The following is a 22,326-nucleotide window of genomic DNA, read 5'->3' on the forward strand; positions in this document are numbered from 1 at the left end:
TGTTATCATCAGAGTATTGTTTATGCACGATTTTATTGGAGGTGAACAGTTGATGTCACGCATTTCGACTGATCAGGTTAAGCACGTTGCGCACCTTGCCCGTCTTGCGATTACAGAAGAGGAAGCTCAGATGTTTTCGAAGCAGCTTGATGCCATTATTTCATTTGCAGAGCAGCTGAATGAGCTCGATACGGACAACGTTGAGCCGACGACTCATGTATTGGATATGAAAAACGTAATGAGAGAGGACAAGCCGGCTAAAGGTCTTCCGGTTGAGGACGTTGTGAAAAACGCTCCGGACCAGAAAGACGGATACATCCGCGTTCCGACCATTCTTGAATAAGGGAGGGAAACCTAGGTGTCATTATTTGACCATAAGATTTCCGAGTTAAAGCAGCGTTTACATAAAAAAGACATTTCCGTTACGGACCTTGTTGATGAGTCCTATAAACGGATTAACGAAGTAGAAGATAAAGTACAGGCGTTCATGACGCTTGATGAAGAGCGCGCGCGTTCTTATGCAAAACAATTGGACGAGGCAGTCGGTACACGCGATGAGTTCGGTCTCCTTTTTGGAATGCCGATCGGCGTAAAAGACAACATCGTAACAAAGGACCTTCGTACAACTTGCTCCAGTAAAATCTTAGAGAATTTCATGCCGATCTACGATGCAACGGTTGTGCAAAAGCTTCAGCAGGCAGAATCCGTTACGATCGGAAAATTGAACATGGATGAATTCGCGATGGGTTCTTCTACAGAGAACTCCGGATTCAAGCCGACAAGAAATCCGTGGAATCTTGAAACCGTACCAGGCGGATCAAGCGGCGGTTCGGCTGCATCTGTTGCAGCAGGCGAGGTTCCGTTCTCACTTGGGTCTGACACAGGCGGTTCGATCCGTCAGCCGGCAGCTTATTGCGGGGTTGTTGGATTAAAGCCTACATATGGCCGTGTTTCCCGTTACGGACTTGTGGCATTTGCGTCATCTTTGGACCAAATCGGCCCGATTACCCGTACCGTTGAAGACAATGCGTATCTTCTTCAAGCAATCGCGGGCGGAGACCAAATGGATACAACCTCTGCAAATGTGGATGTTCCAGACTATGTTTCTTCCTTAACAGGCGATATTAAAGGCCTGAAAATAGCGGTTCCAAAAGAATACCTTGGTGAAGGTGTCAGTGAAGAAGCGAAAAACTCCGTGCTTGAAGCTCTTAAAGTTCTGGAAGCTCAAGGAGCGACGTGGGAAGAAGTATCGCTTCCGCATTCTAAATATGCGCTTGCAACCTACTACCTGTTAGCATCCTCTGAAGCGTCATCCAACCTTTCGCGCTTTGACGGAATCCGTTACGGATACCGTACAGACAATGCGGAAAACCTGATCGATCTTTACAAGCAGACCCGTGCAGAAGGCTTCGGGAACGAGGTTAAGCGCCGGATTATGCTTGGAACGTTCGCGCTGAGCTCCGGTTACTATGATGCGTACTATAAAAAGGCGCAAAAAGTGCGTACGCTCATTAAAAAAGATTTTGAAGATGTTTTTGAAAAGTACGATGTCATTGTTGGACCGACGACTCCGACTCCTGCTTTCAAAATCGGCGAAAAAACAGACGATCCGCTTACGATGTATGCGAATGATATTTTAACGATTCCGGTTAACCTTGCAGGTGTCCCTGGAATTTCCGTCCCTTGCGGATTTTCAAACGGTCTTCCGCTCGGACTTCAAATCATCGGCAAGCACTTTGACGAAAGCACCATCTACCGTGTTGCCCATGTATTTGAGCAGGCGACGGACCATCATAAAGCAAAACCTGAACTGTAAGGGGTGAGAAACGAATGAACTTTGAAACGGTGATTGGACTTGAAGTCCACGTTGAGCTTAAAACGAATTCAAAAATCTTTTCCGCTTCTCCGAACCATTTCGGAGCGGATCCGAATACAAACACTTCCGTTATCGACCTTGGATACCCTGGTGTCCTTCCGGTACTGAATAAGGAAGCTGTAAACTTCGCGATGAAGGCTGCGATGGCGCTGAACTGTGAAATCGCAACGGATACGAAGTTTGACCGCAAAAACTATTTTTATCCGGATAACCCGAAAGCGTATCAAATCTCTCAATTTGATAAGCCGATCGGCGAAAACGGCTGGATTGAAATTGAAGTAGGCGGCCAAAAGAAGAAAATCGGAATTACCCGTCTTCACCTTGAAGAGGACGCGGGCAAGCTGAACCATACGGGTGACGGCTTCTCCCTTGTTGACTTCAACCGTCAGGGTACACCGCTTGTGGAGATCGTTTCCGAGCCGGATATCCGTACGCCGGAAGAAGCGTATGCGTATCTTGAAAAATTAAAATCCATTATTCAATATACAGGTGTTTCTGACTGTAAAATGGAAGAGGGTTCTCTTCGCTGTGACGCGAACATTTCCCTTCGTCCAGTCGGCCAGGAGCAGTTCGGTACGAAAGCCGAGCTGAAAAACCTGAACTCCTTCAACTTCGTCCGCAAAGGATTGGAGCACGAGGAAAAACGCCAGGCAGAGGTACTATTATCCGGCGGAATCATCGAGCAGGAAACACGACGCTTTGATGAATCCACAGGCAAAACCCTCTTAATGCGTGTAAAAGAAGGATCCGACGACTACCGTTACTTCCCGGAACCGGATCTTGTGTCTCTTTACATTGATGAAGAGTGGAAAGAACGCATCCGTGCTGAAATTCCTGAGCTTCCGGATGAGCGCAAAGCGCGCTACGTAGCGGAGCTTGGTCTTCCTGCATACGATGCAATGGTTCTGACTCTTACTAAAGAAATGTCCGACTTCTTTGAAGCAACCGTCAAAACCGGTGCCGATGCGAAACAGGCATCCAACTGGCTGATGGGAGAAGTTTCTGCATACCTGAACTCGGAGAACAAAGAGCTTGAAGACACGGCTCTAACTCCTGAAGGGCTGGCAGGCATGATCAAGCTGATCGAAGCAGGAACCATTTCTTCTAAAATCGCGAAAAAAGTCTTCAAAGAACTGATCGAAAACGGCGGCGATGCTGAGAAAATCGTGAAAGATAAAGGACTTGTCCAAATCTCTGACGAAGGCGCGCTTCGCACATTTGTAAATGATGCGCTCGATGCCAATCCGCAATCGATTGAAGACTTCAAAAACGGGAAGGACCGCGCAATCGGATTCCTTGTCGGCCAAATCATGAAAGCATCCAAAGGCCAGGCGAACCCGCCAATGGTCAACAAGCTTCTCATGGAAGAAATTAATAAACGTTAAGATAAAAGCTTCCAGGGCGTTTGCTCTGGGAGCTTTTTTAGTGTTACATCCTCCAGAAATCAATAATAAACCAATATTCAGCTGCTCCTATCAACTTTTCTATTGAAAAAACCACATTAAAAACATATGGTAAATAGTGGAGGTGTATCCAATGATCCGATTCCAGCAAAAATTGAGAACGGCCGCTATTTGCTCGGTATGCGGGGCCTTGTTATTTGTGCTCGCATTCATCCTAAAAGGTGGACGAGTGGCTGAAAACCCTGGTACGTTAATTGCGATGCTTATCACTTTCTCCGTTTATGCCTTGATCATCTTTGGCATCATCGGCATCCCGGTTTCGTACCTCGCAGACGTCATCACGAATCGCAAAAATCTAAAATTCCTTGTCTACTTCATGGCTGGGGCACTGATTCTTCAGCTCACCCATCTCTTCACGGACTATCAAACCTTACAATCCTCTCTTTTTCTTAGTTTGCTTGGAGGAGTTACAGCAACAGCCTTCTATCTATGTGAACGGCTTCTTCTTCTTCGCCATTAAAAAACGACCCGGTCGTATAATCGGGTCGTTTTTGTTATAGCCTTTCAAAATACCGTGTAAACTCTTCCAGCTGGATTTCACTCTTAAACGATCTTTTCGGGATGATGCAGGCCTGCATGGAACTGATGTAGATCAAATAGTGTTCCTTTAATTCTACTGCTTTTTCTGTGTTCTCCCAGCTGGTGCTGTGCTTGCCGGACTCGCTGATGTCTGTCAATCCGCTGTCATCCAGTATGAGTGTATGTTCCCCAAGTATTTTCCCATTGCTTCCCTCATGCATGAACTTTTTAATTCTCCCTTTAAAAGACTTAAAAAAGTATTTAGGGTAGAGAAAGAACCAGGCAGCTGCGAGAATTAGAAAAACAGTGATCATCGCAAGAAAGTCATCCTTTCCCCAAGAAAAAACAAAGGGGAAACTTAAAAAAATGACGGGTCCTATTATTCGCTGAATCCAAAATGATTGCATGGCGGTCTTTGATTCTTTTACAAAATGAAGGTTAAATGCCGCATAATCTTCAAAGGTTAATTCATATTGATGTTCCAATTGTATTCCCCCATTCTCTACTGATTATAAGGGGGATTTCTTGCTAATGCTACTTGATCTTCCCCTAGTTTCGCCCGAACCATCCCAGCTGCCAAATCACCATATAATCGAAATTCCGGTTCTGCCCTGTTTAATTCTGCTTTTCAATCGAATTCAAGTCTTCCACCCCCATTTCATTTTATTGAAACGGTTATGATATAAATAGATTGGAAAATTTTTAAAAAAAAGCGAGAGATTCATTGCTCTTAAACGTTGTATAAAGTGTAAAAGCTTTTACAAAAAAATAAGGGGATTCATCAAATGAAGTGTAACGAGTCAAATTTTATAAAGCGCCTGCAGCGCAAAGATGAACATGCATTGGAGTATATTGTTGATCAGTATTTGCCCCTCATAAAAGGGGTTGTGGTGAAGGTTCTGACTCCGGTCAGGAACAGCGGGTTAATGGAGGAGTGTATCAATGATGTTTTTCTTTCCGTTTGGGATCACTCGAAGAAGTTTCAAGGTGACCATACAGATTTCAGGAAATGGATTTGTTCAGTGGCTAAGTTTAAAGCGATTGACTACTACCGGAAAGCGAGCAAAAACCCAGAATACTCAGCTGAATATGTGGATGTGCGAACAGGCCGTTCTGCAGAAGAGGAATGGATGGATTCTGAGGAAAGAGCGGAGATCATTCAGTTGATGAATACTCTGGAATCGGTGGATCGGGAAATTTTCATGATGAAGTTTTTTATGGGATGTAAAACTGAGGATATTTCTAAGAAGCTGGGTTTAACCAAAACGGCAATCGATAACCGGATATACCGGGGGAAAAGGAAACTCCATAGCAAAGCGGCAAATCTGAAATTGGGAGAGAACGGTTTATGAAGGATATTTATGAATTATTAAATGATGTGGATTTCGATGAGTCTGAATTTGAACCGATGGAAGTCAGTGAGGTTGAGAAAGAAAAAGTCAAACGAACCTTGAAAAAATCAATCAAGCAAAAGAATAGGAGCAGCTGGAAGAAGGGTGCAGCAGCGGCTGCCATATTCGCTTGTCTGTCCGCTGGAATGGTTGGAATGACGTTTCCTGCCTATGCAAGCAGCATTCCGGTTGTAGGAGACCTTTTTAAGTTTTTGGATACCGGAAAAACAGGGATGTATGATCACTACAAGGAATTTTCAACCGATCTGAATATGACAGAAGAAAGCAACGGAATTAAAGTGACCATTCAAGATGCGGTCTTTGACGGGAAAACCGTATCGATGACATATGCGATTGAGAGTGATAAGAAACTGGCAGAAAATTTTCTGACTGAAGGCTCTCCTGAAATACTGGGTTCGCCAGGCATGGCAGGCAGTTGGCAAGTTACAAGGATCGATGAAAATCATTATGTTGGTCTATTCAGGTCTACTAATCTTAATCAAGAGGGTGCGGATCACGTAAACATGGAATGGAAGATAAACTCGCTTTCCCTTCCTGATAGTCATACCGAGATAAAAGGGGATTGGAATTTTGCCTTTTCGTTAAAAGCGGCGGACCAAAAGGAAGAGGTTCTCAATCTTAGTACCAAAAAAGACGGCGTTCAGGTCAGCATGACGAAAATCTCCCAAACCCCTATGTCCTTCAGTCTCTTTTATAATCAAACGGCCGATCGAAAGGTTCGGAATCAATGGAATGATGTGTTTGTCGAACTGGATGTGAAGGACAACTTAGGAAACAGCTATTCCGGGGAAGGGAATGGAGGATCCGGAAAGGATGCCTACAACTTAAGCTTAAGCAGCACCTTTGAAAAGCTCGATCCTAATGCAACGGAGCTGATTGTAACCCCGCATGTACAGGTAAGAAAGCAAACTCCTGAAAATCATGGGGAAGCTGTCATTACAGCAGATGGAGAAAAAAGAGAAGTGCCAATTAAACAAAAGACAGGGGAGGTCAAGGAAGATATCGTGCTAGATGCTATGGTCATACCTTTAAGAGACTGATAAATAGAAAAAGAGCGGACTATAGCTGTCCGCTCTTATACTTAAAGAGGCAGGGTAACGTTCCTGTCTCTTTTCTGTTTGAAAAATTTACTGCACCCCCTGCAGCCTGGCGTAAGCGCCATTCCTATTCATCAGCTCCTGGTGCGTACCCTCTTCGGCGATGCCGTTTTCTTTCAGAACGATAATCCGTTCTGCATTCCGGATGGTCGACAGTCTATGGGCGATGACGAGGGTGGTGCGGTTTTGGGCAAGCCGCTCGAGTGAGTCCTTGACCACCTTTTCGCTTTCGTTATCCAAGGCGCTTGTCGCTTCGTCAAATATGACAATCGGCGGATTTTTCAGGAAGACGCGGGCGATGCTGAGCCGCTGCTTCTGGCCTCCGGAAAGCCTTACGCCGCGCTGGCCGATGTCGGTGTCATATCCGTTCGGCAGCTTCATGATGAAGTCGTGGGCGTGGGCGTTTTTTGCCGCTTCAATGATTTCTTCATCTGTCGCATCACGTTTCCCGTAACGAATGTTTTCGAGCATGGTCCCGGCAAACAGATACACATCCTGCTGGACGACGCCGATATTTTTCCGCAGTGATGACAATGTAATATCCTGAATGTTGATCCCGTCAATTGTAATTTCCCCATGCTGAATGTCGTAGAAGCGGGGAATGAGCGAACAGATCGTTGTTTTTCCGGCGCCAGACGGACCGACGAGTGCGGCATATTCTCCGGCTTCGATCTTAAGCGAAAGATGATCGACCACATTCGGCTGATTGTTCCCGTAGCGGAAGCAGACATTCCGAAATGCTATCTTCCCGTTGGCATGCTTAAGTTCAATGGCATCAGGAGAATCCTTAATATCCGGCTCAATCTCCATCATCTCCACAAACCGTTCGAAGCCGGTCATCCCTTCCTGATAGAGAACTGCCACATTGATTACCCTCTGGATCGGCTCAATCAGGAATCCGACGTACATTAAGAACGTAATTAGGTCCGCAAGATCCATCGAGGAATGAACAATCGCTGCTCCTCCCGCCACAATGACGGTGATGCTGATCAGCTGAATAAACAATTCAAAGCCATTGGAAAAATAGGCTTCGTATTTGTAGCCGGCTTTTCTGCTATCGAGGAAGCGGTTGTTTTCATATTCAAATTTTTCTTTTTCAAGCGCTTCATTGGTATACGATTGGACGACCCGGATGCCGGCAAAATTATCCTCAACCTGCGCGTTAATTTCACTGATTCGGACTTTGTTTCGTTTTAAAGCAGCATTCACTTTCTTGTTAAAATAAATCGCAAATGCAGCCATGAATGGCAGGAAGGCAAAGATGGCCAGGGTCAATGGAACGTTGATTGTCAGCAGTATGACGAAGGTTCCGATAAACCTCACAGAGTATTTCAGTAAGTCCTCTGGTCCGTGGTGATACAATTCGGATAGCCAGAAGAGATCGTTTGTCATCCGTGACATTAGCTGCCCGGTTTTCTGCCGGTCATAGAAAGGAAAGGACAGGGTTTGGAAATGGCTGAACAGCTCGCTGCGCAAATCGCTCTCCATCAACGCTCCCATCCGGTGCCCGTGATAGTCCATCACATAGTTGAAGCCCATTTGAAATACAGCGAGGACAAGCATCGCCGCTCCCGTCAGCAGAATCTGATTCAGAGAATTCTCATCCACCCCTTCCAGGACATCCTTTGTGATATACCTGGTGAACAGTGGATAGGCGAGGGAAATCGCAGATCCGAGAATGGAGCAGACCATTACAACGGTAAATAAACGCCAATAAGGCCTATAATAGGAAAGGAATTTCTTCCATAAATGATTCAATTAATTTACCCCTTTGTTGTGCAGATTTCACATGGCTGCACAGGCCAGGGGGTCAGTGCATTCCGGCCCCCCTGTGTGCATGTTGCATACCAGTCATTGCGTTTTTCATTCTGTTTCCTCCTCCAATTAATGTTAAAGTTAGTATACAGTATTTTCTGTTAATTTAAAGGGGGTTTTTTGGTGAAAACCTTTTTAAGGAAAGGTATAACAGCTGCTATTTCAGCTTTTCTTGCTGCATTGGTTCTGCAAATTATTAATAACGTGACCTCCCAGCATGCGGGGAACTGGATGGCTGTATATTTTGTTTATGGGCTGGCTTTGTATGCAGCAGGCGGAATTCCGGTTTCGTACTTGCTTGACTTCGCAGCAGGGAATAGGGGGCTATGGGGAGGAGTGCTGAAGGTGATTTTATACTCTATTGCGGGAGCCGTCATGCTTGTTGCTTTCTTTAAGTTTTCTGTAATTACTTGGCAGCTTGCTGCTTTCGGAGTTTTTGCTGCACTTTTGTTTTTAGCGGTGGAAACCATCCTAAAAAAGAGGAGCAGCATCTCCTCTTAACATCCGGATTCATTTTGCTTCCACTTTTTTTTCATCACAAGGCACATCACACCGATGATGGCTGCGAAAAGCAGGCTTAGGAAAAATCCGGAGCGTCCTGTTTTCTCCAGCAGCGTTCCGGCGATTGCGGCAGCGAGCATGAGAATACCGGCCACGGCGATCACTTTTTCTGCCACGGCAAGCTTCAAGATTTTCAGCGATGAGAGGATTATGAAGCTCCAGTTGTACAGCAGCATGATCCCGGCTGCCGTTGTGATGTATTCGTAGATTTTACCTGGTAAAATCAGGGCTGCAATGATGGAGAGCAGCATGCCGGCTGTGGCAAGGCCGAGTGAAGGAAGGGCGAGCTTCCGTTTGCCCTTCGTTGTTTTGGCAAAAAATTTCGGGGCATCCCCGCCCTCCCCGAGGGTAACGAGCAGGGTGGTGACACCGAACAGGGCGGCAGTGAGGGTGGAAAAGCCCGCAATAATAATGGCTGCATTGAAGACGTGCGGGAAAAAAGAAAGATCGTAGCCGCTGAGAGCCGTGACAAATGGGCTCTCTTTTTCGTTAAAAGAGCCGATGGACGTCATGCTGACAGCAAGGACCAGCGAGGCGATATAAATAGCGGTCAGCAAAATCAGCATGACGGAGCCTGCTTTCGGTGCATCTTCTTTTTTCTCCAATTGCATGGCCATCAGCCCGATAACTTCAATTCCTCCGAAGGCGTAAAACGCATAGATGAGGGAGGAGCCAAAGCCTTTCCATCCATCGCGGAAAAGCTGATCCTGAGCGAGCGGGAGCGACGGCTTCTGTGCGTCACCGGGGATCAAGCCGGCAATGGCAGCAATGGCAAGGATGATAAACATGACAATCGCTGCCACCTTGGCAATGGCCATCATGTTTTCCAGCCGGTCAAAGCCCTTCGTTCCAGCCAGGACGACAAGAATGGAGAGCACTGCGTATCCCGACGCAAACAGCCAGAGCGGCACATGAGGAAACCAGAATTTCGAAAGAATCGCAAGCGCCGTGAGCTGGCTGCCCATAATCAGGATATTCGACATCCAGTAATTCCACCCGCAGCTAAACCCCGCCCAGCGGCCAAACGCCTTTCCGGAGTAATAGCAAAACGAACCCTTTTGAGGGTCCTTTGCCGTCATTTTGGCAAGCAGCCTGTAAACGATATATGTACCAAGCGCTGCGAGCAGGAACGAGAAAATGATTGACGCTCCCGTTACTTTTATTCCGATGCTCGAACCCAGAAAGTAGCCGGTCCCGATTGTGCAGCCGATTCCGATCAGCGACAGCTGCCACCATTTTAATTGTTCTTCCTTTTTGTTTTGCTCTGTCACGTTCAGTCCCCCAGTCTAGCCTTTATTTTTTCCGGGGGAGCTGATTTTATGTGCTGAAAAACAGCCGGAATGCTTCGTAGCCAAAAAATAATCCGAACCCAACAAGAGACAGGCCGGATAGACAGGAGATGACCTGCAGTGTCCGGTTATTCAGAAATCCGCGTGCAAAGCTTGAGGCGCCGGCCATGCAGACATCCCATATGAGCAGTCCCAGTAAAATCGAGCCGCTGTATAAAAGAAGCTGTGTGTGTTCATACAGCGCTGCGGTTTTCGCCAAAACCGATCCGTAAATGCCGACCCAAAACATAATGGTAAGGGGGTTTGTCAGGGACATCATAAAGCCGATCAGATAGGACTTGGTGAGCGAATTGGAAAGCTCCTTCCTCAGCTCCACACTTTTGCTTGCCTGAAGCAGACTCTCAATCCCGGTATAGGTCAGAACGAAGAAACCGAACAGCCAGAGAAACGCTTTAACAATGGGGATTTCGATGAAATTAACAAGCCCCATGAATACCGCAAGCATATAAAGAATATCAGCCGTAATCGATCCAAGGCCGATAAGCCAGGAATGCCAGAAGCCTCGATTGAAGCCTCTCTCAATTTGCGCCGCATTGATCGGGCCAATGGGGGCGGCAAGAGAAATTCCGAGCAGGATATGACTGATAAATGTATTCATTCGTCCTCTCCTTCGTTGTTTTCTCTATATGTATTCCGGGGCTGTCCAAATATCCCAAAAAAGAAAAGCTATAACCGTAACGGCTATAGCGGACCTTGATCTTCTAATGATTCCAATGTTTCATGCAGATGGATGGCCTGTTCGGCTGCCAGGTCCAGGTGATGCCGCTCTTCTGGATCAAGCTCATCATTCTGATGCTTTTTAATTTGCTCCTTTGCGAGCTGAAGTTTTTGGAACGCCCGCTGGAATTCCCCTGAGCCTGGGTTTCCCTGTGCATCAACGACTGCTTTTTCCGCGTGATGAAGGGCGTGCAATGCGTCATCAATCATTGTAAATCCCCCTTTTTTTCTCTTAGCTTTTACAGGTGTGAAAACAACTATTCTAAGCTGTTTACATTGAATTTTTTAGGATATATAATACGAAACAGCATATTAGGGGGGAAGGTCATGCAGGACAGCAGGGAGTATGAAAACTGGAAATGGCTTTCTCTGGAATCATTTGATGACCGGCTTTTAGAAACACTTGACTATAAGGATCAATGGAAGAGCCTGATCCAGTATGGCCACGAAAATCAAATGCACGTACAGGCGCTGAAACTGGATGGGGAAGCTGTTTACGGCTCTCTCGTCTACAGTGATGAGGGAGAGGATGTCCAAAAGGTTTTCAGCTATTACATAAATAAAGACCAATTAGTGACGATTGGATTGGATACCCGGTCGCTGAAACAGGTGAATGAACACGACTTGCAACAGAAGCTTCAGGAATCTGAGCAGGCTCCTGAAGGTTTTTTCGTGCTATTGCACGGATTGGCGAAGCATTATCTGGACGGCATTGATGAGTTTGAGCAGAAGATGGAAAAGGTCCTGCAGGAAGTGCAGCGTAATAATAAATCGAGCATCCTGAACAAAATCTATGATCTACGGCATTCTCTGCTGACATGGAAAAGTCTGATTTTGAAGGTTGTGGAAGTGAAAAAAGGAATTGAAGAAGCATTTTTAGGAGAAACCGATTCATGGGTGGAATTTAAACGAATTGATAAGCAGCTGGAGCGGGGGATGTCCCTTCTGAAGGAATACCAGGAGGAGATTGACACGATTATCCGCCTCGAGGAGGTCATTTCCACAAATAATGGAAATGAAATTATGAAATCCCTTACCATCATTACCATTCTGTTTACACCATTAACCGCATGGAGTGCGCTGTGGGGGATGAATTTCGAAAAAATGCCGGAGCTGAAATGGGAGCTCGGCTATCCGCTCGCAATCCTGCTCATCGTTTCTACGACCGTTCTCATCTATTGGTATATGAACTCAAAAGGCTATATGAAGGATTTATTGAAGCGAAGAAAGGATTGAGTCTGGCTCACAGCGGGTCAGGCTTTTTTTGCGGAATGAAACGGGCTCCGCAAGGAATAAACTGCAAAAGACGTTTGATAGAGAGGGGATTCAGCATGTACCCATATTACCCCTATTACAGCAAGAAAATAGAGTGTGAAGAAAAGCCGCTGACCTTCCCGCCTCAAGCTCAGGACCAGCAGCCGGGCTTTGAATACTTGATGAACCCGAGGCCGATTTCCGAGAATCCGGATTATAAAGGAAGCGGAAAACTGGAGGGGAAAACGGCCATCATCAGCGGGGGAGACAGCGGAATCGGAAGAGCAGTGGGCTATGCTTTTGCAAAAGAAGGAGCGGACTTAGTTATTCCTTATTACAATGAACACAAGGATGCGGAGGAGACAAAGCGGAGAATCGAGTCCTTTGGAAGACGCTGCCTCCTAATTCCTGGGGACTTAACGGAAGAGAAGCAAAATGAAAAGGTTGTATCCGAAACCCTTGAGACCTTTGGAAAGATTGATGTCGTTGTTAATAATCTCGCGGTTCAATATCCACAGGTGGATTTCCTGAAAATTACCGCCGAGCAATTTGATAAAACGTTCAAAACCAACATCTATGCGTATTTTTATATGACGAAGGAAGCCGTCCCCCATCTGAAACAGGGAGCATCCATTATAAACACAGCTTCTGTCACCGCCTATAAAGGACAAAAGGAACTTGTCGACTACTCTGCCACAAAGGGTGCCATTGTTTCATTTACCCGTTCTCTTTCATTAAACCTCATACCTAAAGGCATCCGGGTGAACAGCGTGGCCCCAGGCCCTGTCTGGACACCGCTCACGGTCTCTAGCTTTGACCCAGACCGGGTGAGTAAATTTGGTCTGCAGTCAGCTTCAAAAAGGGCTGCCCAGCCATTCGAGCTTGCCGCGGCATACGTTTATCTCGCCTCGGATGACTCGCGCTACGTCACAGGGGAGACCCTCCATGTAAATGGGGGGCAAATGGTCACAGCGTAAGTGTAGCCAAATTCCATTTAGGGTATGAAAAGAGAAGCAGACAAAAAAGGAGACGGGATTATGGCACGCAAACCGATTATAGGGATAACAGGATCACAAAAAGAAGTGAACGGAATTGATCATTCCTTCGTACACGCCAAATATCCGGAAGCCGTCCTTAGAGCGGGCGGCATTCCGGTTATTCTGCCGCTCGGGAACGATGAAGCGGCAAAGGCTTGGATTGACACGATTGATGGATTGCTTTTAAGCGGAGGAGAGGATGTCGATCCTCAATCCTATGGGGCAAATCCGCATCCGGAGCTCGGCAAAGTCATTTTGGAACGGGATGAAACGGAAATCGCGCTTGTGAAGGAAGCGGAAAAGCAGCGCACACCGATTTTCGCCATCTGCCGTGGGATTGCTTCATTAAATGTGGCGCTTGGCGGTACACTGACCCAGGATATTCACAGTCAGCTTGAGGGTGGAATCAAGCATCATCAGGAAGGCTCCCGAATCAACGCCACCCATGAATGTAACGTAGAAGAGGGAAGCCGGCTGCACAGAATTTTAGGTGAAACGAAGATCAGCATCAACAGTATGCATCACCAGGCACTCGACAAGGTAGCCGATAACCTAAAAGTTACGGCCAAAGCACCGGACGGCGTCATTGAGGCGGTAGAAGGCACGGATTCAGACTGGTCCCTCCTTGCCGTTCAGTGGCACCCGGAGGAAATGGCCGTGAAATACGAAAGCATGCAAAGACTGTTTGATTCATTTGTGGAAGAATGTTCAACGAAAGAAAAGGTGTAAAAATAAGAAGCGGGACTCACGTCATAGTGAGTCCCGCTTTTTTTAATCAATCTCCTGCCTTTTCTTTTGATAATAATGAATATTTTACCAATAAAAAGATGATATGATAATAGAAAATAGGGGGTGTCGGCATGTTTTCTGGAATCTTAATCATTCATATCGCAGCTGGATTTATCTGTTTAGTAACCGGGCTCGGAGCCATGCTGTCACAAAAAAGAAGGGGAAAGCACAGCTGGTTTGGTGAGGTGTATCACGGTTCGTTTGTGGTTATTTTTCTTAGCTCCATAACCATGGCGATCATGCATTGGGAAGAGAGTGCGTACCTGTTTTACATCGGCTTCTTTTCCTACTCTTTTGCCATCATCGGGTACCTGGCCGTAAAAAAGAAGTGGAAAAACTGGCTAAGGTATCATATCAGCGGGATGCTTGGCTCTTACATAGCCGTCATTACAGCGGTTCTTGTTGTAAATGCACCGAAAATCGCTTTTTTTCAAGGCATTCCGATTCTCTGGATCTGGTTTTTGCCGACGATTATCGGCAGTCCTCTTATTGCCCTCACGAATGTTAAATACCGCAGCAAAAAAGCATCAGCCACCTGATGCTTTTTCCATTCACTTGTCTTCCTGTATAATCTCCACCCCAAAGCTGCGGGCCGGTCCATTGGTCATGATTGTGACGATGCTGTTTGCCATATATGCCGGTGAATAGACCATTCCGTTTTGCAGCCACCAGATCATCATTCCGTGGCAGGCAGATGAAATAAAGGTCAGGATGAGCTCTCTTGGCAAAAGCATGTTTTCTTCCTTTAGCCCAGCCTTTGAATATTCGGAATCGAAGCGCCCTTTAATAATCCCCAGCATTTTATGAGAGAAATCCTGGCTTCCTTTTCCTCCAAGCATCGCCTGGAAAAAGTCAGTATGGCTGGAGATGGCTTCAAAAACAGAGGCTATCGAAACCTTTAAGTTGCCGGTATGCAGCTTACCGTCGATCAAATGCAAGGAGGGATTGATGTTGCCGATTACATCCCCAAGTATGTCTTCTGTCAGCTTCTCCATCAAATCAAATTTATCCTGATAATGCAGATAGAACGTGCCCCGGTTTATCATAGCTTTTTCGGTAATATCATGGATCGTCATCGCATCGAAGCCTTTTTCCGTCACGAGTTGGATAAAGGCATCCTTGATCATTTTCCGTGTGCGGATGACCCGTAAATCGGTTTTGCTCGACATTTAACATCCTCCAAGAAATTTTTAATGAACAATTCATCCAAATATGTTGTTTATCCGGCAAAGTGTAGGTTTTTGATGATTGTAAGGATCTCCTATCTAGAATACCATGTTTTATGTACAGTATGTAAGATAAAAGACAAACTGTCGATTATAATCAGGAGGTAGACCAATGAACACACTCAAAAGGTTTTTTACCCAGCGGATGTTTTGGGGAGGACTTGCAGGTCTTGCAGCAGCAGCCCTTATTTTTACTTTTGCCTTCCTTGGGTCGGTAGTGAACCCGGCTCCAAAAGACTTGCCTGTCGCTATTGTTGTCGAGGATGAAGGCGTCCAGCTTCCAACCGGTCAAAAACTTGAAATAGGGAAACAGCTCGAGGACAAACTGACAAGCAATAAAGATTTGCCGTTTAAATGGACGGTTGTAAAGGATGAAAAGACGGCGAAAGACGGACTGAACGACCGGACCTATTATGCGGCACTCATTCTTCCAGCTGATCTTTCTCAAAAAGCCGCGTCTATTCAGTCCCCGAAGCCAGTTCAGGCAGAGGCTAAACTGATTCTCAATCAGGGGAAAAACCTGAACGCAGCGAACAGCGTTGGATCCATTATGGATAAAGTGTTTGCAGGGGTTAACGGACAAATTCGCGAGCAAATGATTGCCCCGATTAAAGCACAGGGAAAAATGATTTCTCCTGAACAGGCGAGTTTGCTTGCGAATCCAATCCAGCTCAAATCGGAAACGGTGAATAAGGTAGGGGAGAATAACGGCGGAGGGAACTCTCCGGCGATGATGACTCAAATCCTTTGGCTGACAACGATCATCAGCTCTATAATCATTTTCCTGACGATGAAAAAGGCGTCGGAAAACCGGATTACACCAGGTTTCATCACAGGCCAGCTGATCGCAGGTCTCATCTTTACAGCGATGAACTCGCTCATCATTCTTTCGATTGCAACGGGAATTCTAGGGCTTGATGTGCCGGACTTCGCGGCTGCATACGGATTCATGGTTTTCACGGCATTCATGTTCTTCCTTATGCAGGGAGCCCTTCTTAACTGGATTGGATTTGGTGCGATGCCAATCCTCATCCTATTATTCTTCTTCTCAAGCCCGGTTTTAAGCCTGGCACCCGAATTCCTGCCGGAAGCAACCAGAACATGGCTTCTATCCTGGATTCCATTCACTCACAGCGTGGAAGGCTTCCGCAGTCTGTTCTTCTTCGGCGGCAATGGATTTGAAGAGCAGCGCTGGATCCTTGGAATGATTGGTCTTGGAGCATTTGCTGTTATGGCAGGTTCAATGGTAAAGGGACTGAAGAAACAGCCGGTATCAAAAGGGCAAGCGGCAGCAGAAAATTAAGAAAAAAATAGGCAAAAGGGTAAAAGAACGAATGATAGGGCCGATAAAAAGACTGAGCCGGTAAAACGGTGCAAAAACTAGAATTTATCCTCAATAGATCTTCTGTTCAGCCTCAAGACCCAGACAGCAGCCTTCACCGGCCGGCTGTCTTTTCTTTTAGCTTGATAGCTTGTATTCTTCAAATTCAATATAATGATTAATCAATAGAATAATTGAAAAGGAGGGTGCGATATGTCTGATATTACATTCCTAGCGTCATCCAAACCATTTATCATACCGGATGAAATCCAGGAGTATAATCATCGCACTGTTTTTGAACGGATGGAGGATTTTATGGAATTATGGGTGAGTGAAGTGGATGAGGATGGATGGGGTGACTGGATGAAAGGGATCTTTACCTTGCCATACATTTATGAAATCTCAGGTGAGACGGGGTAACGGTGATGCCCTGCTTCTTTAAATCCGGCATAACGTGCGTGAGCATGACCATCGTCGCATACTCGGCGATGTCCCGGTATCGCGAGTCGGTCGTTGTCTCATTAAATGTTCCTATCATATTTGTCAAAACCCCTCTCATTCTGCTCTATACACAGCGTTTTAAAAACAAATTACATAGCTTAATTATACCATAGAAAAAAGAGGCCGAAGCCTCTTTTGTAACAGGATTTGTTAAACAAACCAGCATATGGCTGGAACAATTCAACAAAAAAAAGATCTTGTGTTCTCTAGGAACGATGGCTTGACTGTGGTACCGCAGCGATCTTATCCGATCAAAGGTTTTGTAAAGTTGAATCGCTGAAACGGTGGCTTAACATATGCAATTATGAGGTCAACAAAAAAACCTTAAAAGGTACGAGACCAATCAAGGCTTTTCTAAATAATGATTATCTATTTCACTAAAATCCCGTCTAACCCCAGTGCTCTCACGGCATTTCCCATATAGGTATAAACCATATATCCAGACCCCGAATTTCCTTGAAGTATTCCCATAGCTTTACCGTGTTGATATACGCCAGCCCCGCTATCACCAGGTTGACAACGCATACTTGTTACACGCATACCGTAGTATGTGGTCCCGTCATTATAACGTACCGTAGCGTTAGTATCCCTTATAGTCCCACATAATTGCCTGTTGGTAGTTGCGCCAGCGAAGCATGCGTCATCCCCATTATTGTCTTCATACGTGTTTAGCCCTATAGAGGTTGACGTGGTTTTCTGCCACCCTGTTATCTCATAACTATTAGGCCCTGTACCATATACATAGTGAGTTTTATCCGTGCCGTTAATTTTAATTCCTGCCGCATCAACTCCGGCTGTATCAGCCCTTCTATCTATGTTACCAATAAACGAACCGCTAATTCCTCCTGATCGTAGGTCGTTTCTGCCAAAGTAGAACTAGCAAAAGTAAAATCCAATCCAAACAGCAGTAAAACACTCATAAAGATAAAAAATAGTTTTTTCACTAATGAAACCCCTTCCAAAATTTAATAACATTTCAATATTATTACAATTACCAAAAAATATCAATTTGTCCATTTATTAATAATTTTATATAATTTATTCAAATAGATTATAATAGTCGTGAAATTTTGAAAGGGGTGGCAGCATTGAAATATTTCTCGAATTTAATATTTTATATGTGTATAATCCTAACGCTTTCGGCTTGCAGCTCATCTAATTCAACGTTTACAGGGTATATATCAGACACGGAGGGGAATCAAGTAGAAGTAGTAAAAGGTGTTACTTATGAAGAATTTGAAGAATTTATGGAAGCGAAAGCGTCTAATGAAAATGTTCATAACAACTATGTGTACTATTTGCTCACATATAATTCTAAGAGTTTAAAAAAGGGACAGAAGGTAAAAGTTTGGCTCCCCGCTGGGGGATTAAAAACTTCAAATCCCATTAAAACAAAAGCAGAAAAGATACAAGTTTTAGAGTAGAGTGTGGGGCTTGCCTGATCGCAACGAGAAACAATACATTCGTAGATTGCCAATCAACTCGCAAAAAAGCATGTGAGAGTGAGAAATTGAAAAAAAAAAACGATTAGCGGTAGTCTTTCAGTTTGGCATAGTGCCCTGAGTTTACAATCCTTTATGAAAAACAAATACTCCTACTAGTGAGAATCAAAAATAAAGAGGCCGAAGCCTCTTTATTTAGTTGGAATGATTGTCTTATAGCTCAGGTCATCATCCGCCGGTGGTGTGTTATTAATTTTGCATCTTCATCTGATACGCCCGCTTCGCCCCCTGCTCAAAGCGGCTTCCGGCAAGATCGCTTTCGGCCGCTCGGTGTACTTCACGGATATATGGAAGAAGGAGACGTGCTGGAGCTATTGCATTTTCCCAATCAGCACAATTTTGAGTATTATGAGAGAAGATTAATGGATAAGCCTGAACCGATTGAAATTAACGCAGGCAGTTTTACATATCAAGATAAATATGGAGCGTATCAGCTAAATCCAATAAAATGGGCTGAAGAGCTGAGTCATAGAAATTTTTTGACAGAATACGGGATTACAACAATCGTTAAGTATACATACGTATCTTAATAGGGGAGTCTCTATTAATATGGATGGGCAGCATTGTTGATTGAAGCAGAAGACGCGAACTGTCTGCGCAAGGATAAGCGCAGGCCAGCCAATTCTAACAGAAATAGTAAAAGAAAGGCCGCAGCGAATTCTAAAGAATTACGTTGAACTTTTGCTTAGAAATGGATAAGAAAGATTCCTTTTGGATTTTTACCAGGAGTGGTTTCGAAAACCAGTATTTAGGGGACTTTATAAGGGCGGGCTGATTGAAGGTCTGCATCAAAAGTGGTAGACTGAATGAAGCATAACAATGGTACGAAGAAATAACGTATAGGATGATGGGGAATGAAAAGAGCGAGAATTATTTATAATCCAACCTCCGGAAGGGAAGCGTTCAAGCGACATTTGCCGGAAGTGTTAGCGAAGTTTGAAAATGCAGGTTATGAAACATCCTGTCATGCTACAACATGTGAAGGAGATGCGGTTCAGGCGGCGAAGCTTGCTGCAGAACGCGGCTTTGATCTTGTCGTTGCAGCCGGCGGGGATGGCACAGTCAATGAAGTGGTAAACGGAATTGCCCGTTTTGACAAGCGCCCGGAACTCGGGATTATCCCGGTCGGTACGACAAATGACTTTGCCCGTGCAATTGCGCTTCCGCTTAACGATGTACTGGCAGCGGTCGACATGCTGGTGGATGGAGTTGCCATTCCGATTGATATTGGACGTGTAAACGATACCCATTTCATTAATATCGCTGGCGGCGGGAAGCTTACCGAGCTGACCTATGAAGTGCCAAGCAAGCTGAAAACCATGCTTGGACAGCTGGCCTATTACTTAAAGGGGATGGAAATGCTGCCTTCCATTCGTCCGACAGAGGTGGAGATTGAATATGACGGCAAGCTTTTCCAAGGAGAAGTCATGCTGTTCTTAGTGTCTCTTACTAATTCTGTGGGCGGATTTGAAAAACTGGCACCAGATTCCAAGCTCAACGATGGATTGTTCGACCTCCTCATCCTGAAAAAGGCGAACCTCGCCGAATTCATCCGGGTTGCTTCATTGGCGCTCCGCGGGGAGCACATGAATGATGAGCACGTCATTTATACGAAGGCGAGCCGCGTGAAGGTTACGACGAAGGATAAAATGCAGCTCAACCTGGATGGAGAATACGGTGGGCTTTTGCCGGCAGAATTTGAAAACCTTTATCGCCACCTCGACATCATCATGTCTAAGGAAAAGGCGCATGAAATGTCTGAGCCTTCCGCTGAAGAGCAGGAAGAGGAAGTATCTCAGCCTGTGAGTTCGGAAGAAAAGCAAAAAGAAGAGCAGTGAAAAAGCAGACCGATCGGGGTCTGCTTTTTTTTACGCCTGTTCTTTCAGCAAATCAAGAATTTCCCTCATTTGAACCACTTCTCTCGGAATCTCATCCTCTTCCTTTTGTGCTTTGGCTAACGGCTTAAGGAAATGTTCATAGGCGAGCGAAAACTCTTTGAAGAAAACCGGTGCCGGAAACGACGTCTCCTCAATCGTATTAAGTGACTCTGAGGGCATTTTTTTGATATCGACTCTGCTCCTGTCAGGGCTGAACTGAAAAGCGATAACATTCTCAGACTCGACTCCGAACGGCGTGACCTTAAATGATTCAAATTTACGGATCAGCTTCATCGCCACATCATAAATCACCGTCTTTGAGACCTCAGTCAAAAATTGCACCGATTTTGCCTCGTATGTAAAAACAAACCTTGTGTCGCCGTTTAAATACGTAAGGAAACGATCTCCCTCTGTCAGGTTTTCTGCTCCAAGTGCATCTATTTGAATCATTCTATCCCTCCCTTGCTGATTGGTTTATTATACAAACTTTATGTTACATGCTGGTATCATTTGGTTAACATATGTATGTTTTCAAAGGGGGTGATTTACATACGGCAAAAAAAAGAGTGCCAAATAGGCACTCCAGGTTAGCTTGCTTTCTTGTATTCAGTCTTCTTCTCTTTAATTCCAACTTTATAAAAGACCAATCCAAGGATGATAAACAGCACAGGCCCAATCACCATCGGCGCATATTCGGAAATCGTCGTATCAGATGATGGAATCAGGGTCAGCACAATCGTACCGACAACAGAAAGCAATCCTACCCCAGCTACGATGTATGCTGCCGCATTGTGCTTAATTTTAAAAGGCCGGACCGTCGTCTTATCTGTCATCCGCAGCTTCACGTAAGCGGAGATAAGGAACAGATACGGGATAAAGAAGGCAAGCGTCGCCATCAGAATCAGCATGTTCAAGGCAGCTGAAATCGTCGGGATAAAAGCAGAGAATAAAAGGATAACCGTAACGCCTGCTGCCTGCCAGAGAATCAGGTTCACCGGCATTTTGTCTTTGTTGATTTTCAGCAGCGCCTTCGGCAGAACCTTTTTGCCGCTTTCGTACATCATGACGCTTGGATTCAGGATCAGGAAGGACAGCGATCCAACAACCGCAATGACGAAGCAGATACCCAACAGCTGGGATAAGCTAAACGGCAGATTAAACTGAGCCGTCACTTTATCCGCGAACAGGTACAGCGCATTCGCCGTCTGATCCGGTGTAATTTGAATAACAAATTGGAAGGCCACTGTTGCCATGATGTAAATAACAGCAATAATAGCGGATGTGATGAAAATCGCTTTCGGGAACGTTTTTTGCGGATTCTTTACGTCTTCCGCAATCGTTCCGAGCATTTCCATCCCGGAAAAAGCAAACATCAGCGTTGATAAAAACATGATTGTATTAAAGGAAACAGAATTCGGCATCACCGATTCAGCCGAAAACGGAGTGGCGGAAGGCTGTCCGCTCACAAGGCTCGCAATTCCGAATCCAAAAATGAGAAGAGCGGGAACGACAACGCCAAGCGGCGCACCAAATGATGCGAGCTTTTCACTCATCCGTGTTCCTTTTAGCGTTAAGAGAGTAATAAGCCAGAAAATCACAATGGAGATGATGTTCGTCGTCCATGTGCTGTCCATAATCTGCTGCTGATTGATGGCATACGCCAGATTAACGGTAATTCCAATGAGCAGCGATGGGTAGTACGTAAAATTCGCCACCCAGAAAAACCAGCCGGCGAGGAAGCTCGCCTTTTCGCCAAACGCCCGCTTCACCCAGGCGCTGATTCCGCCCTGGTCCGGATAGGTGGTCGAAAGCTCGGCCACGATTAAACTGATAGGGATGAAATATAGGAAAGCTGCCGCGATCCAGAAGACAATCGCCGATGGCCCGATCGTAGAGGCAAACGGAATGTTCTTCAATCCAAGAATCGCATTAATGCTGATAAGGGACAACCCCATCAAGCCCAGCTTTTTCGATTTGATCGTAGTCATGATAGTAACCTGCCTTGTGTGA

The 22,326-nt window shown here is 45.4% G+C and carries 25 protein-coding genes; 16 read left to right on the plus strand and 9 right to left on the minus strand.

Annotated elements, in window-relative coordinates; all coding sequences use genetic code 11:
• The first annotated feature begins 52 nt into the window (after nt 1-52).
• The 4 genes from gatC (at nt 53) to WCV65_RS02365 (ending at nt 3,799) form a co-directional block, all read left to right on the plus strand.
• Nucleotides 53-343 carry an Asp-tRNA(Asn)/Glu-tRNA(Gln) amidotransferase subunit GatC gene (gatC, locus tag WCV65_RS02350; protein ID WP_035407683.1) on the plus strand — a complete coding sequence of 97 codons (291 nt, stop codon included), beginning with the start codon at nt 53-55 and terminating at the stop codon, nt 341-343.
• Nucleotides 344-358: 15 nt separating this feature from the next.
• Nucleotides 359-1,816 carry an Asp-tRNA(Asn)/Glu-tRNA(Gln) amidotransferase subunit GatA gene (gene gatA, locus WCV65_RS02355; RefSeq protein ID WP_035407680.1) on the plus strand — a complete coding sequence of 486 codons (1,458 nt, stop codon included), beginning with the start codon at nt 359-361 and terminating at the stop codon, nt 1,814-1,816.
• A 14-nt stretch (nt 1,817-1,830) separates the two neighbouring features.
• The gene (gene gatB / locus WCV65_RS02360) at nt 1,831-3,261 is read left to right on the plus strand and encodes an Asp-tRNA(Asn)/Glu-tRNA(Gln) amidotransferase subunit GatB (protein ID WP_035407677.1); all 1,431 of its coding nucleotides are present in this window, start codon (nt 1,831-1,833) and stop codon (nt 3,259-3,261) included.
• A 151-nt stretch (nt 3,262-3,412) separates the two neighbouring features.
• Complete coding sequence (locus WCV65_RS02365; protein WP_338779735.1) at nt 3,413-3,799, plus strand: hypothetical protein; 387 nt, start codon at nt 3,413-3,415, stop codon at nt 3,797-3,799.
• A gap of 34 nt (nt 3,800-3,833) precedes the next feature.
• Here WCV65_RS02365 and WCV65_RS02370 read toward each other — a convergent pair whose 3' ends face one another.
• Nucleotides 3,834-4,343, minus strand: a complete 510-nt coding sequence (locus WCV65_RS02370; protein WP_338779736.1) for a YcxB family protein — start codon at nt 4,341-4,343, stop codon at nt 3,834-3,836.
• Between the two features lie 300 nt (nt 4,344-4,643).
• On the opposite strand from WCV65_RS02370, the gene WCV65_RS02375 reads away from it, so the two are divergent.
• Complete coding sequence (locus tag WCV65_RS02375; protein ID WP_338779738.1) at nt 4,644-5,210, plus strand: sigma-70 family RNA polymerase sigma factor; 567 nt, start codon at nt 4,644-4,646, stop codon at nt 5,208-5,210.
• Complete coding sequence (locus WCV65_RS02380; protein WP_338779740.1) at nt 5,207-6,310, plus strand: DUF4179 domain-containing protein; 1,104 nt, start codon at nt 5,207-5,209, stop codon at nt 6,308-6,310. Before WCV65_RS02375 ends, WCV65_RS02380 begins: the two co-directional genes overlap by 4 nt.
• A gap of 87 nt (nt 6,311-6,397) precedes the next feature.
• Here WCV65_RS02380 and WCV65_RS02385 read toward each other — a convergent pair whose 3' ends face one another.
• Entirely contained in the window at nt 6,398-8,125 is a 1,728-nt protein-coding gene (locus tag WCV65_RS02385) for an ABC transporter ATP-binding protein (protein ID WP_338779742.1), read from the minus strand.
• Nucleotides 8,126-8,305: 180 nt separating this feature from the next.
• Here WCV65_RS02385 and WCV65_RS02390 point away from each other — a divergent pair, with 180 nt between their 5' ends.
• Nucleotides 8,306-8,683: a hypothetical protein gene (locus WCV65_RS02390; protein WP_338779744.1), complete on the plus strand. Its 378-nt coding sequence runs from the start codon at nt 8,306-8,308 to the stop codon at nt 8,681-8,683.
• Here the strand turns inward: WCV65_RS02390 and WCV65_RS02395 are convergent.
• From WCV65_RS02395 to WCV65_RS02405, 3 genes are all read right to left on the minus strand, one after another.
• Complete coding sequence (locus tag WCV65_RS02395; protein WP_338779746.1) at nt 8,680-10,014, minus strand: amino acid permease; 1,335 nt, start codon at nt 10,012-10,014, stop codon at nt 8,680-8,682. The genes WCV65_RS02390 and WCV65_RS02395 overlap by 4 nt on opposite strands.
• A 46-nt stretch (nt 10,015-10,060) precedes the next feature.
• A complete protein-coding gene (locus WCV65_RS02400; protein WP_338779748.1) occupies nt 10,061-10,690 on the minus strand; it encodes a LysE family transporter in 630 nt (209 codons plus the stop codon).
• An 83-nt stretch (nt 10,691-10,773) separates the two neighbouring features.
• A complete protein-coding gene (locus WCV65_RS02405; protein ID WP_035407653.1) occupies nt 10,774-11,019 on the minus strand; it encodes a hypothetical protein in 246 nt (81 codons plus the stop codon).
• Nucleotides 11,020-11,136: 117 nt separating this feature from the next.
• Here WCV65_RS02405 and WCV65_RS02410 point away from each other — a divergent pair, with 117 nt between their 5' ends.
• From WCV65_RS02410 to WCV65_RS02425, 4 genes are all read left to right on the plus strand, one after another.
• On the plus strand, nt 11,137-12,045 hold the full coding sequence (locus WCV65_RS02410; protein WP_338779752.1) for a magnesium transporter CorA family protein: 909 nt from the start codon (nt 11,137-11,139) through the stop codon (nt 12,043-12,045).
• A gap of 95 nt (nt 12,046-12,140) precedes the next feature.
• Nucleotides 12,141-13,040, plus strand: a complete 900-nt coding sequence (locus WCV65_RS02415) for an SDR family oxidoreductase (RefSeq protein ID WP_338779754.1) — start codon at nt 12,141-12,143, stop codon at nt 13,038-13,040.
• A 60-nt stretch (nt 13,041-13,100) separates the two neighbouring features.
• Nucleotides 13,101-13,829, plus strand: coding sequence for a gamma-glutamyl-gamma-aminobutyrate hydrolase family protein (locus WCV65_RS02420; RefSeq protein WP_338779756.1), 729 nt, complete (start codon nt 13,101-13,103; stop codon nt 13,827-13,829).
• Nucleotides 13,830-13,960: 131 nt separating this feature from the next.
• Complete coding sequence (locus tag WCV65_RS02425; RefSeq protein ID WP_338779758.1) at nt 13,961-14,428, plus strand: DUF2306 domain-containing protein; 468 nt, start codon at nt 13,961-13,963, stop codon at nt 14,426-14,428.
• A 12-nt stretch (nt 14,429-14,440) separates the two neighbouring features.
• Here the strand turns inward: WCV65_RS02425 and WCV65_RS02430 are convergent, their stop codons facing one another.
• Nucleotides 14,441-15,058, minus strand: coding sequence for a TetR/AcrR family transcriptional regulator (locus WCV65_RS02430; RefSeq protein ID WP_338779760.1), 618 nt, complete (start codon nt 15,056-15,058; stop codon nt 14,441-14,443).
• 169 nt (nt 15,059-15,227) lie between these two features.
• On the opposite strand from WCV65_RS02430, the gene WCV65_RS02435 reads away from it, so the two are divergent.
• Nucleotides 15,228-16,418, plus strand: coding sequence for a YhgE/Pip family protein (locus WCV65_RS02435; RefSeq protein ID WP_338779762.1), 1,191 nt, complete (start codon nt 15,228-15,230; stop codon nt 16,416-16,418).
• Nucleotides 16,419-16,649: 231 nt separating this feature from the next.
• The gene (locus tag WCV65_RS02440; RefSeq protein WP_338779764.1) at nt 16,650-16,856 is read left to right on the plus strand and encodes a hypothetical protein; all 207 of its coding nucleotides are present in this window, start codon (nt 16,650-16,652) and stop codon (nt 16,854-16,856) included.
• 893 nt (nt 16,857-17,749) lie between these two features.
• On the opposite strand, the gene WCV65_RS02445 is transcribed toward WCV65_RS02440, so the two are convergent.
• A complete protein-coding gene (locus WCV65_RS02445; RefSeq protein ID WP_338779766.1) occupies nt 17,750-17,881 on the minus strand; it encodes a hypothetical protein in 132 nt (43 codons plus the stop codon).
• A gap of 144 nt (nt 17,882-18,025) precedes the next feature.
• Between WCV65_RS02445 and WCV65_RS02450 the strand changes: the two genes are divergently transcribed.
• From WCV65_RS02450 to WCV65_RS02460, 3 genes are all read left to right on the plus strand, one after another.
• Entirely contained in the window at nt 18,026-18,361 is a 336-nt protein-coding gene (locus WCV65_RS02450) for a DUF3221 domain-containing protein (RefSeq protein ID WP_338779768.1), read from the plus strand.
• A 380-nt stretch (nt 18,362-18,741) separates the two neighbouring features.
• Entirely contained in the window at nt 18,742-18,969 is a 228-nt protein-coding gene (locus tag WCV65_RS02455) for a hypothetical protein (RefSeq protein WP_338779770.1), read from the plus strand.
• Nucleotides 18,970-19,293: 324 nt separating this feature from the next.
• Complete coding sequence (locus WCV65_RS02460) at nt 19,294-20,277, plus strand: diacylglycerol kinase (RefSeq protein WP_082883854.1); 984 nt, start codon at nt 19,294-19,296, stop codon at nt 20,275-20,277.
• Nucleotides 20,278-20,307: 30 nt separating this feature from the next.
• Here the strand turns inward: WCV65_RS02460 and WCV65_RS02465 are convergent, their stop codons facing one another.
• Both WCV65_RS02465 and WCV65_RS02470 read right to left on the minus strand, forming a co-directional pair.
• Nucleotides 20,308-20,766, minus strand: a complete 459-nt coding sequence (locus WCV65_RS02465) for a hypothetical protein (RefSeq protein ID WP_338779773.1) — start codon at nt 20,764-20,766, stop codon at nt 20,308-20,310.
• 137 nt (nt 20,767-20,903) lie between these two features.
• The gene (locus tag WCV65_RS02470) at nt 20,904-22,304 is read right to left on the minus strand and encodes an amino acid permease (protein ID WP_338779776.1); all 1,401 of its coding nucleotides are present in this window, start codon (nt 22,302-22,304) and stop codon (nt 20,904-20,906) included.
• Nucleotides 22,305-22,326 lie beyond the last annotated feature (22 nt).

Origin of the sequence: Metabacillus sp. FJAT-52054 (genome assembly GCF_037201815.1) — a bacterium.
Taxonomy (GTDB): domain Bacteria; phylum Bacillota; class Bacilli; order Bacillales; family Bacillaceae; genus Metabacillus_B; species Metabacillus_B sediminis.